Here is a 12,419-nt window from a genome sequence, read left to right as displayed (position 1 = left end):
AAGAACAGGTAAAAACAAACGAGTCCGGATACGAAGAGAATCAGCGTTAGCATTGTTTTATGTTTTGTTTTAATGATGGGTTACTCAAAAATTTTTCTTTTGAAATGGCCAACTGTATGCCGGTAAACAAGGCGAACTATAACAAGAGAGCAAGTTGTTAATTAACACAGAGTTATGATTTCGTAGCGAACAGATGCCTGGCGCTTGAAAAAATGAAACCCTTCCATTTTGGAAGGGTTGTTTATCAGAATGAAAGCCTTACGTGGTTAAACTGATTTTATTTTTATGTCAAACTCAATATTCAATACCTGTTTTACCGGCTTTTTAGCAGGAACCATATTAAAATAAGATTGAGGTGTTTCCTGTTATTTATTAAAGCTATTCACAGAATACACGTGCGCTTTATATAGCACATAAGACAAAGCCATTAGCAATAAAATCACCAGAAACACCATAGCCACATTTTTGAGTGTTGGCTTCATAGTAAATTATTATCAGATTAATGTAATCGCAAACCAGCTAAAAATGCTGCGCCTCACCCTTGTGACAACGCAGCTCCAACTAAAACTTAAAATCTATAAAAAGTTCGAACAGGTTTGTTGCTACCAAACAATATCAAACAGCATGCCCCCGGTTTTTACGGTTCATTGCACTCATCATAACCTGCTGACAGAAAATATTTTGAAGCCGGATTGTAATTAATTGCCTGAAAAATCAACTAATGAAAAGCCTTTCAAAATGAAAAGATGCATATCAAAATGAAATTAATAGCCTATGTATTAATGAAAGGAATAATTTAGCATCTTTATTAACAGGCTTTGATTTTTACTTCTGATTTATAAAAAAGAATCAAATGAGTTCATCATCACCGGCTCTGTTTCATAAACGGATTACAGCAGCAGGAATTTTAATTGCCACCGGTATTGTATTTGGCGACATTGGTACTTCTCCATTATATACGCTCAATGCGGTTTTTCATGGAAGAGTGATAACTAAGGATGTGGCATTGGGCGCATTGTCGGCCATCTTCTGGACCTTATTTTTTCAAACCACGCTTAAATATGTGATCATCACCCTGCAGGCCGATAACAAAGGCGAAGGGGGCATATTTTCATTATATGCATTGATACGAAGATTCTGGGGGCCCTGGTTACTGATACCAGCCATGGCCGGCGGCGCTTTTTTAATGGCAGATGGAATTATTACTCCACCCATTTCCGTAGCATCGGCTATTGAAGGCCTTGAAAAAGTAGCGCCGCACATCAACACGGTTCCCATTGTTATTGCCATTCTTATTCTGTTGTTCATTTTTCAGCAATTTGGTACCGATAAAATCGGAAAGGTGTTTGGTCCGGTTATGGTCATCTGGTTTACGTTCATTGGCGTACTGGGAATAATGGCCATGAGCCATGAACCCGGTGTATTAAAAGCCCTGAACCCCTGGTATGCCTATGTAATGTTGAAACAAGTACCGGGCGGCTTCTGGTTGCTGGGAAGTATCTTTTTGTGTACTACCGGTGCCGAAGCACTGTACAGCGATATGGGTCACTGCGGAAGAAATAACATTCGCGTTAGCTGGATTTATATTAAGATAATGCTGATCTTAAGTTACGCAGGACAAACCGCGTGGTTGTTACAACATACCGGTGAAAAGATCGGTAATATCAGTCCGTTTTATCATATTGTTCCCGATGCTATTTATATACCGTCATTGGTTATATCAACCCTTGCAACTATCATAGCCAGCCAGGCATTGATCAGCGGTTGCTTTACGCTGGTAAATGAAGCCATCAGATTGGATATATGGCCACGACACCGCGTGTTGTTTCCCGGAAATATAAAGGGACAAATTTATATCCCCTTTGTAAACTGGTTACTGATGGCCGGTTGCATTGGCATGGTATTGTATTTTAGAGAATCAACCAAAATGGAAGCGGCCTTTGGATTAAGCGTTACGCTAACCATGTTAATGAGTACGGTGCTCATTAATTTTTACCTGCATGCCAAACGCGTACCCGCAGTATGGATAGCGCTGGCTACCGGTTTGTTCCTGATCATTGAGGTGTCGTTTTTGACGGCCAATTTGCAAAAGATAAAGGAAGGCGGCTGGATTACCCTGCTGATCGGTTCTATATTATTTGCCATTATGTTCGTGTGGCGTAAAGGCCGTGCCATATTGATCTCGCTTAAAAAGCTGGTGCCCATCGGGGAATATATACCTTTATTAAAAAGGCTGAGTATCGACGAAAAAATTCCAAAGTACGCTACCAATCTCGTATTCCTTACAAGCTCAGGGTCGCCGCGTAAAGTTGAAAGAACAGCCATTGATTCAATTTTATCACGGTCGCCGAAGCGGGCCGACATCTATTGGTTTGTGCATGTAAATGTTTTGGACGAGCCCTATGCCATGAGCTATCACGTAGATACGATTGTAAAGAACGATGTGTATTTTGTTGAATTCAATCTTGGCTTTCGCATTGAGCCGCGCATCGGTTATTATTTTAAACAGGTAGCGAATGACCTGGTGAAATCAAATGAAGTTGATGTTTCGGAAAGATGTGAACAATATTACCAGGAAAGTAAAATAGGTGATTTCCGTTTTCTGGTGATGGACTCGTTTCTTTCGTTCGAAAACGATATGCCTTTCTGGAAAAACGTTCTGATGAAAAGTTATTTCAACCTGAAATATTTGAGTGTAAAAGAAACTGTGAATTTTGGTTTAGACCCGAGCAATGTTACTGTTGAAAAATATCCCATTATTGTAAACCCCGTCACCCATCCGCCGCTGACGAGGCAGTAGTTAACTAATTTTATATTCCTCCATTTTTCTATACAGTGTAGTAAGACCAATGCCCAGCATTACAGCGGCTTTGGTCTTATTACCTTTTGTATACAGTAACACTTTTTGAATATGATTTTTTTCAACGCTGGCCAATGTAAGGCTGGCAGATTGTTTATCCTGTTTTTGAATTTCATAAGGCAAATGTTCAGGCAATACAACATCTTCGGCTAAGATGGTAGCCCGTTCCATCACATTCCGCAACTCACGGATATTACCCTTCCATACATGTTGCTGCAGTAGTTGCAATGCCTCTTTACTTATATGCAAAGCCTGTTTATTTTCTCTGGCTGCATAAGTCGCCAGAAAATGTTTGGCCAGAACAGGAATATCTTCAACATGATCGCGCAAAGCCGGCAACTGAATGGCAAATACATTTAAGCGATAATAAAGGTCTTCTCTGAAACTCCCTTCTTCCGCCGCTTTGGCCAGGTTTCTGTTGGTGGCGGCAATTATGCGCACGTTTACCTTTGTGGTTTTAACATCGCCCAGTTTAATGAATTCACCGTTTTCGATTACCCGTAATAATTTTGCTTGCAGGTCGATATTCATTTCACCAATCTCATCAAGAAATAAGGTGCCCCCATCGGCCAGTTCAACAAGGCCTTTTTTATCTTTTACCGCACCGGTATAGGCGCCTGCTTTATGACCAAACAATTCGCCTTCGAGCAGTTCTTTGGCAAAGGCGCTGCAGTTAATGGCAATGATCGGCTGATTGCTTCTTTTGCTATGGGCATGAATAGCGTTGGCAAACACTTCTTTTCCGGTTCCTGTTTCGCCTAAAAGCAATACGTTGGCCTCGGTGGGAGCAATCTTTTGCGCCAGCTGAACAGCCGTTTTGATCAAAGCGCTATCGCCAATTATATCTGAAAAGTTGTAGGCGCCTTTATCTTTTATTTTTATAGCAGATCTTTTTTGGGCAACAGCCTTTTCCATGGCCTGGTACAAGAGGGGAACAATGCGATCGTTGTCGTTACCCTTGGTTATATAATCAAAGGCTCCGTTTTTTATGGCCTGAACGCCATCAGGGATGTTTCCAAATGCCGTTAACAGAATGATCTCGATCAGTGGGAATCTTTCCTTTACTTCCTTTACAAACTTAACACCATCGCCATCGGGCAATTTTACATCGCACAAAACCACATCAATTTCTTTTTGTATAAGGACTGTCAGTGCACTTTTAAGCGTACCCGCCTGCTCTACCCTAAACCCCTCCAGTGAAATAATACGGCTTATTAATTTCCGAAGTTGTTCTTCATCATCTATAATTAAAATATTGCCTGGCATAGTATGGTTTGATAAAGCAAAGGTAACATGCTATTCCAAACATACAATCTTTTACCTTTTCCTATTTAACCTTAGCCTTTGCCACCATTTCGACCAGCTTTTCAAAATCATCCTGGTCTAAAAAAATATAAGAGTCGTTATCATACTTTTCCAGTTTCAAAAAATAGTTCCATTCATCTTTGTTCTGATAGGCGCCGGCCTGAAAACCATCTCTGCTGGTAAACTGGTATTCTACATAATTGTCGGATGGTTTTAACGATTTCAATAAATACTTTCCCGATTTCAAAAATCCATCTATTTCATCGGCATCCAAAAAGCAAACTTTCTCTGAGTGTCCGGAAGTTTTTAACTTAATCCCCGAAATGGTTACCCCGGTAAGTACATCGGTCAGCTTTAAAGTTTGTACCTCTACTTTTTTTACAAATCCCAGCGTAGCGAAATCTTTCTTTATGAGACTGCCTTTTTTCAGTGAAAAATTTTCAATCTTCGATTTTTCCTGAATTTGTTTTGTTTCTTTGGAAGCCTGTGCATAGGTGAAAGCAGGAACGAGGAAAAAGAAAAGCAATTTTGAAATGGTGTACATGAAAGGGATACAACAATTAGCTTTCATACGTGAAAGGTTTTAAGAGTTAACAATAAACTAAGAGGAATCCCTTATGATGAGGTTGGAGAGGCGAAAGGTACGAAAGAGTTTTATCATACACAATAAATGATAACATGTGTGATCGTACAATCACAAACGCATATGTATGCTTAACAGCATTGAAATCAGCAGTGAAATAAAATTAGTTGGCAGACGAATGGAGATGTCTCTAACTGATAACAAAACACGTGAAATTGTGGCCAGTCCTAAATAACAGCCTGCTTACATGCATCCATAATAAACGCAGCAATTTCTTCGGGGAAAGACACCATAGGCGCATGGCCGGATGACAGCGTAATTATATTCCTTGCATTTATTCTTTCGGCCATGATCTGTTGCAATCCGGGATCAATCATCCTGTCATTTATTGATAACTGGTACCAGCAGGGCAAATTCTTCCAGCCTGCATTCGTAATTTTATCAGAAAAGCACTTGATAGTGATCGGTTTTTGTACTGCAGCCATAACAGTTGCCTTTTTAGGATCAACATCCTGACAAAAATTAGCAGCAAATTTTTCTTTATCAAACCACAGCGTGCCATATTTATCGGGGTGTATGGCCATAAATCCGGGTGCAGGCTTTGTTCGCTGCGACAGGTCGGTTAAACTTTCCCCTTCATCCGGTGCAAAAGCAGCTATATAAACAAGCGCCACCACATTGGGGCATTTGCCGGCTGCTTCTGTAATAACAGCGCCGCCATACGAATGTCCAACCAAAATTACAGCTCCCTCCTGCCCTTCCACGAGGCGCCTTGTTACTTCCACATCTTCGGCCAAACCTGTTAGCGGATGTTGAGTAGCTGAAGTATTAAAATTTGCGTTGTTCAATATACTTATCACTTCAGCCCATGATGAGCCATCGGCCCAGGCGCCATGCACCAAAACCACATTAATTTTGTTTGCCATAAAGGTTATTATACAATTTGAATACTTTTTTGGTTTCAATAAAACTTTAAACTTTACCCGAAAACAAGTTTCATCATTTCAACGTATTTTGCAACCGGTATGTTAATACAAAGTTGATTGCCTCAATCAACCGCTTCAATAGATAAACTATAGATAAAGCTGTTTGTATTATCAGTATTTACCCTTATAACATGCATTACTAAAAAATATATTTTGTTAAGCATGCATGTGCCGGGTTCGATTTTCAGTAATTTTAGTAAAAGTCCTACCCTCCGTTTCGTTCGCTTGCCTGAATGAGAAACCTATTTTCATCGTTTTTTATTTATTAGATAATTTTTTTGTGCATGGCAAAAGCAACCACTTTCTGCTTATTCCTATTGCTTTTTTTTATTGCAAAATCACAGGAGCAACAGGCCCTATCTGCACAGGAAATTAAACAGGCATTAGCCGGAAAATTAACCGACACCAAACGTTGTTTTCTTTTGCTTGACCTGGCGTTGAACTATGTATACAAACCGGGCGACGCCACCAATGATCTCGACAGCGCTTTGCTGCTGACAAAAAATGCAGAAACGATCAACTTAACATTGCATGACAGGCATATTGAAGCCAAAACTTATTTTGTTTATTCCAATGCGTTGCGCGAGAAAGGTGATACGCTGAATGGTCACAAATACATCAACAGATCGGTAGAGATTTATAAAAAGTTAGCTATTCCGGCCGAACTGGCCGAGGCATATCTTGAATCAGCCGGTTATGTTCCAACAACAACCATTGAAGATATAAGTAATAAAAAGCCATTTTACGAAAACGCCCTTCCGCTTTTTAAACAGGCCGGTAACAAACAAAGACAAGCAGATGTTTTGAAAGACATTGCCGATTTTAACCAGTTACTGGGAAATTATGGGTTGGCCATTGTTCAGCTAAACGAGGCCCTGGCTTTATATAGCGCCATTGGCCATAAATCACTGCATGGCGTATACGATCTTATGGGCATCGTATCAACCGCTATGGGCGATTTTCCCAATGCTGTAAAATATGGATTATTAGCCGTAAGAACAGCCGAAAACCAGGGAGATACCTCCATGCAGTTATGCACCATTTACAGCCGGCTGGCAGTGGCCTACAGAAACTGGGACAAACCGGTTGAAGCGGACCTTTATCAGAAAAAAGCTTTTGACATAGCTGTTAAATATCGCAATTCAGATGGCATTCTGGTTACCATGATCAACCTGTGCAGTTCATTGTGCAAACAAAAAAAGTGGAAAGCCTCGCTTGAATTGTTGCAACAGGCTGCACCTTATATCAGGTTAACCAATGCATACGACAGCATATACCTGTTTGTAACCTATCATTTTACCTATGTGGCTGCACAAAATTACCAGCAGGCAAAAGAATATACCAACAGGCTAACAGCCATTATCCCAACCATTTCCCCCAATGCCCCCATACTTGCATCTGTATATGGATCACTGATAAGGTATTTTATAGGCACTCATGAATATGAAACAGCCAAAAAGTATGCAATATCCTACACAAAATTCGCGGCTCAAAGCAAAAGCTCCCGGATTATTGCGACTGCCTATGAAAGCAGTTCCAGGGTCGATTCGGCCATGGGCAATTTTAGTGCTGCCCTCAGAAATTACCAGCAATTCAAACGAATAACCGATTCATCCTTTAACGAAACCAAAGCATTTCAGCTATCGCAAATGCAGGTGGCTTTTGAAACAGAAAAAAAGGACAATGACATTAAGCTGCTTAAACAAAAAGATGAACTCCAAAAAGCACAGCTACATCAGTCAAAGCTTACCAATAACATAATTATTGCAGGCATTTTTATGCTGGCAACGCTGCTCGCGCTGCTTTTTAACCGGTACCGCATCAAACAACGCAGTAATAAGCAACTCGAAACAAAGCAGCAGGAAATAAATGAAAAAAATAACGCACTGGAAAACCTGGTAAAAGACAAAGACGAACTGATCGGTGAAAAAGATATTTTACTCGAAGAAAAAGAATGGCTGCTGAAAGAAATTCATCACCGGGTAAAAAACAATTTGCAGATCGTGATCAGTTTGCTGAATACCCAATCGAAGTATTTAGACAGCCGGGAGGCCGTAGAAGCCATCAGCGAAAGCAGGCACCGGATGCAGGCCATGTCGCTCATTCACCAAAAGCTTTATCAAAGCGAGCAAACAGCCTTTGTAAATATGCCAATATATATCAGGGAACTGGCCGATTACCTCGAAGCCAGCTTCAACATCGGCCAAAAAATTCATTTTGAACTGGCCATTGATAATATTGACCTTGATATTGCCCAGTCTATTCCCGCAGGATTGATCTTAAATGAAGCCATTACGAACTCAATCAAATATGCATTTTCGAATGGCTCCGCCGGCACCATTACTATTTCTATGAAAATGAAGGGAGATGATATTTTACTCACCATTAGTGATAATGGTAAAGGCCTGCCTCCCGAATTTGATATAATGGCAGCCAATACCATGGGCATGCGCCTGATGAAAGGACTGGCAAAGCAGGTTAACGGAACTTTGCATATTGAAAACAAACAGGGCGTAGTTATTACCATCGCCTTTAAAACCGACAACCACCTGAAATCAATATCGGCCAAACAATCACACAAACAGATTGAAGCAGTATCGTAACATGAATAAGAATATTTTAATAGTAGAAGATGAATTTATAGTAGCCGACGACCTGCAATTAACTCTGCAACAGGCGGGGTATAATGTGTGCGGCATTGCCGCTTCGGTAATCGAAGCAAGGGAAATCATTCAGGACAAAAAACCCGAACTGGTACTGCTGGATATACATTTAAAAGGAAAGTTGAATGGCATTGAGCTTGCCAAAGAACTGAAAGAACAAAATATTGCATTCGTATACCTGTCGGCCAATTCAAACCAGCCCATACTCGAAGCAGCCAAAGCAACGGAGCCTTACGGATTTCTGGTAAAACCATTCAGGGAAAAAGATCTGCTGGTAGCCATTGACATTGCCTTTTATCGCCATGAACATAGTCTTGAAGCAAAGTGGCGCAGAGAAATGCAGCTGCAGAAAGAGCTGGCCGATATTCCCGATAGCGGAACTGATAGCCGGCAAACATTTTTAAATATGGCCAGGGTATTACAACGCTATATACCTTTTGACCTTATTGCAGGTCATTGCAAAACAGCCAATAACCCGGGCACGCGTTTTATTGCTTTATTAAGGATCGGCTTCGACGAATACCAGCCTGTAGGATTTCAGGAACTGGCTGTAATTTCAAACAAAAAAAAGGAAGAGATCCAATCAATCTGTATGCATACGCCCATGGCTGTTGCAGCAGGCCGGTACAACGAAAATGATTTTCAGCAATTGACTGTTACCCATCCGTTGCATGCTTTACTGGCAAAGGCATTTGGCACTGCAAGCGCCATGGAGCTTCCCCTGTTAACATCAAACAGTACTGTTACTTCATTAAGCATTTACGGAAAAAAGGCAAACGGCTATAGTACCGAACAATTCGACTGGCTTTCGCGGTTACACAGGCCTTTAACCGCCATTGCCAACAGCATCAGCGCAGCGCTTCATGAAACGGATTCAGACAAATATTCGACACTTTATAAAGAACCTAAAACCGATAAGTGTTTTGAAGGTATCATAGGTAACAGCTCTTCTTTACTAAACATACTTAACCTCGCATCGCAGGTAGCCCCTTTGGATACATCGGTACTAATACTCGGCGAAAGCGGCACCGGTAAAGAAAAGATCGCGGAATGCATTCATAACTTATCGCCCCGAAAAAATAAACCACTGGTTAAAATAAATTGCGCCGCATTTCCGCCTTCCTTAATTGAAAGCGAATTGTTCGGTCACGAAAAAGGCGCCTTCACCGGTGCAACTGAAAAAAGAGCCGGCCGGTTTGAACAGGCCGACGGCGGCACTATTTTTTTAGATGAGATCGGCGACATGCTGGCCGACCTTCAGGTAAAACTGTTACGGGTATTACAGGAAAAAGAAATAGAACGTATCGGCGGTACCCAAACAATAAAAGTAAATGTTCGGGTTATAGCTGCCACCAATCGAAATCTGGAAAGTCAGATGGCAGAAGGCCGGTTCAGGCTCGATTTGTATTACCGCCTGAATGTTTTTCCCATTACCCTGCCCCCATTGCGAAACCGTAAAGAAGATATTGAACAACTCGCAACCACCTTTGCCGACCGGTTTAGTAAAAAATTCAATAAATCATTTCAGGGCATCAGTGAGCAAATGCTTGCACAACTCGAAACGTATCACTGGCCCGGTAATATTCGTGAATTGGAAAATATTATTGAACAATCAGTAATTTTAAATGATTCGCGTTCAAAATTACATCTCAGGCAACCGCTGATTGCACCAGGCACCCAAATTACAAGAACTGAACCCAACAGCGTTAAAACCATCGAAGACATAAAACGGGTTCAACGCGAAACTGAAATAGCTTATATTTCACAGATACTGGTAAAAACGAATGGCCGTATCCGTGGTAAAAACGGTGCAGCAGAATTATTAAACGAAAAACCAACAACCCTGGAATCAAGGCTGACCAAACTGGGAATCAGGAAAGAAGATTTCAGATAAGATGGCCGCCTCCGAATTTTTAATAGTTTTTTTGAACTATGCTCCGAAATTTTCGGAGCCTGTTATATACCTTTTTCGCCGTACACCTGTACAGCACCCCGCAACCTTTTGATTATCAACAACCGATAGGCCTGACTTTTCTTTTGTTACCTGTTGCCGTTTACTGGCACAGCAATAGTATGCTTATATGAAACAAAGAACCATTATAAACCATCCAATTGCACACACATGAACACAATTACTAAGGTTAAGCCGGCAAAGTTCAACAGCGGGACATCTTCTTCTTTCGAAATACAAATTATTTCAGTAACAGATCAGGAAAAACAGCTATTAAACGAACCTCGCAGCAATATGTACCGGATTTTATGGATTGAAAGCGGCACCGGCGTTCATTGGATCGACTTAAACAAATATCTCTTTGAGAACAACCAGGTTATTTGCATAAAGCCCGGCCAGATGCACCGCGTATATGCCGACAACAACATAGAAGGCTACCTGCTTTCTTTTTCAGAATCCTTTCTGAGTTTGGGTGAACTGGCTTACGACCTGGCCTGTAACACCAATTTATTGCACCTGTTTTCTACATCACAGGGAATAATACTTAAAGAAGATACGCTGCAGGACATGAGGGAAGTAGTGCAAAAGCTGATAAAGGAATTCAAAAACATTCATCTTTTTAAAACAGAAATATTAAAGCGCTACTTCAAAATTTTTCTCCTTTACCTTGCCCGTCAGGTCGAAGCATCCTTTCATCCGGTAACACAAACAAGGAACATGGAGCTGGTGCAAAGTTTTATGAAACTGCTTGAAAAAAATTTCAGGCAAAAGAAAATGGTAGCGGAATATGCCAACGACCTGCACATCAACCCCAATTACTTAAATGAAATTATTAAAAAAAATACAGGCTTTCCGGCAAGTCATCACATCAGGCAACGCGTTGCGCTCGAAGCAAAGCGGCTTGCGTTGTATTCAGGCATCAACATGAAGGAAATCGCTTACGATCTTGGGTTTAACGATCCCTGCAACTTCAGCAAATTTTTCAAAACGGTAACCGGTATCAATTTTTCTGAGTTCAAAAAAGAAAAGCTGGTGGCAGTAGCAGTGTAAAAATACAGTTCCTAAATTTTGTGCAGTTTGGTAACCACCCATGTACAGGACGCCATCATTAAAGGACCCGGCCATTGGTTGGTTCAGCAAAATACAGCACAGGTACAGCAGGAGTTACCTGATTTCTTTACGAAATAGAAAGTAGATGACCACCATCGCCCAATTATAACCGCATACACAGAGGCGCAGAGAAAATAAATAGAAATCGCTGTGTCTTTGTTTTCACCACTGCCTACTGCCTATTGCCTATTCACTTTTTCTGCTCTTCACCACCTCAAAGCTGCTTTCATAATCTTCGCGAATAGTACCCATCCAGCGGTCCCACCAAAGAAAATACAAACCATAATTGCCTTTGAAGTACTGATGATGTTGATTATGGTTAACCGAAGTATTGATCCACCTGCCCAGCCAGTGTCGGCTAAACCGTTTGGGATATAATTCCCATCCCAGATGCCCGTACACGTTATATACCAGCATCAGTATAAAAAATACCGGAAAATGCTCAGTGGTAAGCGGCATAATCAGCAGCAGCACCGGAAAAATACCCGCTTCAACAAACGCTTCGGTGGGGTGAAAAGCCAATGCCGCCCAGGGCGAAGGATTGGTTGAACGATGATGCACCAGGTGGAATATTTTAAAAATGGGCGGATAATGCATCAACCGGTGCGTCCAGTAAAAGTAAGCGTCGTGCACAATAAACATCAGTGGAAAAGCGGCGATATACCATATAATACCATACTGTTTCATATCGGTATATAACATGGTAATGTTCCGCAACGGGGTAAATAAAAAAAGAATAGTAACCAGCGCAAATATTACAATCGTAATGCATGAATACCCGATCTCGCGCCGGTAATCGGCATTTTTCGGAAAACGTAATTGTATTTTGCGCCAGGCCAGGCGCGGGCGAAGCCATTTGTAATAAATGAAAAAAAGCGCCCCCGCAATTATGAAATAGCGCAAGGTGAGTATCAGCATCAATAACGACAAACCTTCAAACCAGGTCATATGATAAGATTAT

The 12,419-nt window shown here is 41.2% G+C and carries 8 protein-coding genes; 4 read left to right on the top strand and 4 right to left on the bottom strand.

Features of this window, described 5'->3' with window-relative positions:
- Positions 1 to 853 precede the first annotated feature (853 nt).
- Complete coding sequence (locus AC59IL_RS36270; RefSeq protein WP_496557145.1) at positions 854 to 2,800, top strand: KUP/HAK/KT family potassium transporter; 1,947 nt, start codon at positions 854 to 856, stop codon at positions 2,798 to 2,800.
- Here AC59IL_RS36270 and AC59IL_RS36265 read toward each other — a convergent pair whose 3' ends face one another.
- The 3 genes from AC59IL_RS36265 to AC59IL_RS36255 form a co-directional block, all read right to left on the bottom strand.
- On the bottom strand, positions 2,801 to 4,126 hold the full coding sequence (locus AC59IL_RS36265) for a sigma-54-dependent transcriptional regulator (protein WP_496557144.1): 1,326 nt from the start codon (positions 4,124 to 4,126) through the stop codon (positions 2,801 to 2,803). It lies immediately after the preceding gene.
- Positions 4,127 to 4,187: 61 nt separating this feature from the next.
- On the bottom strand, positions 4,188 to 4,736 hold the full coding sequence (locus AC59IL_RS36260) for a hypothetical protein (protein WP_496557143.1): 549 nt from the start codon (positions 4,734 to 4,736) through the stop codon (positions 4,188 to 4,190).
- Between the two features lie 239 nt (positions 4,737 to 4,975).
- Entirely contained in the window at positions 4,976 to 5,674 is a 699-nt protein-coding gene (locus tag AC59IL_RS36255) for an alpha/beta hydrolase (protein WP_496557142.1), read from the bottom strand.
- Between the two features lie 344 nt (positions 5,675 to 6,018).
- On the opposite strand from AC59IL_RS36255, the gene AC59IL_RS36250 reads away from it, so the two are divergent.
- From AC59IL_RS36250 to AC59IL_RS36240, 3 genes are all read left to right on the top strand, one after another.
- Positions 6,019 to 8,337 carry a histidine kinase dimerization/phosphoacceptor domain -containing protein gene (locus AC59IL_RS36250; protein WP_496557141.1) on the top strand — a complete coding sequence of 773 codons (2,319 nt, stop codon included), beginning with the start codon at positions 6,019 to 6,021 and terminating at the stop codon, positions 8,335 to 8,337.
- A gap of 1 nt (position 8,338) precedes the next feature.
- Positions 8,339 to 10,291, top strand: coding sequence for a sigma 54-interacting transcriptional regulator (locus AC59IL_RS36245; RefSeq protein ID WP_496557140.1), 1,953 nt, complete (start codon positions 8,339 to 8,341; stop codon positions 10,289 to 10,291).
- Between the two features lie 228 nt (positions 10,292 to 10,519).
- Entirely contained in the window at positions 10,520 to 11,398 is an 879-nt protein-coding gene (locus tag AC59IL_RS36240) for an AraC family transcriptional regulator (protein ID WP_496557139.1), read from the top strand.
- A gap of 246 nt (positions 11,399 to 11,644) precedes the next feature.
- Here the strand turns inward: AC59IL_RS36240 and AC59IL_RS36235 are convergent, their stop codons facing one another.
- A complete protein-coding gene (locus AC59IL_RS36235; RefSeq protein ID WP_496557138.1) occupies positions 11,645 to 12,406 on the bottom strand; it encodes a sterol desaturase family protein in 762 nt (253 codons plus the stop codon).
- Positions 12,407 to 12,419: the final 13 nt, after the last annotated feature.

This window comes from Niastella sp. sgz303648 (assembly GCF_059587045.1).
The sequence above is the reverse complement of the archived record's forward strand: the minus strand, read 5'-3'. Positions and strand labels throughout refer to the sequence as shown.

Bases quoted from the DNA above. Each gene is read 5' to 3' on its own strand.
- AC59IL_RS36270 (WP_496557145.1), top strand. From the start codon at position 854: ATGAGTTCATCATCACCGGCTCTGTTTCATAAACGGATTACAGCAGCA.
- AC59IL_RS36265 (WP_496557144.1), bottom strand. From the start codon at position 4,126: ATGCCAGGCAATATTTTAATTATAGATGATGAAGAACAACTTCGGAAA.
- AC59IL_RS36260 (WP_496557143.1), bottom strand. From the start codon at position 4,736: ATGAAAGCTAATTGTTGTATCCCTTTCATGTACACCATTTCAAAATTG.
- AC59IL_RS36255 (WP_496557142.1), bottom strand. From the start codon at position 5,674: ATGGCAAACAAAATTAATGTGGTTTTGGTGCATGGCGCCTGGGCCGAT.
- AC59IL_RS36250 (WP_496557141.1), top strand. From the start codon at position 6,019: ATGGCAAAAGCAACCACTTTCTGCTTATTCCTATTGCTTTTTTTTATT.
- AC59IL_RS36245 (WP_496557140.1), top strand. From the start codon at position 8,339: ATGAATAAGAATATTTTAATAGTAGAAGATGAATTTATAGTAGCCGAC.
- AC59IL_RS36240 (WP_496557139.1), top strand. From the start codon at position 10,520: ATGAACACAATTACTAAGGTTAAGCCGGCAAAGTTCAACAGCGGGACA.
- AC59IL_RS36235 (WP_496557138.1), bottom strand. From the start codon at position 12,406: ATGACCTGGTTTGAAGGTTTGTCGTTATTGATGCTGATACTCACCTTG.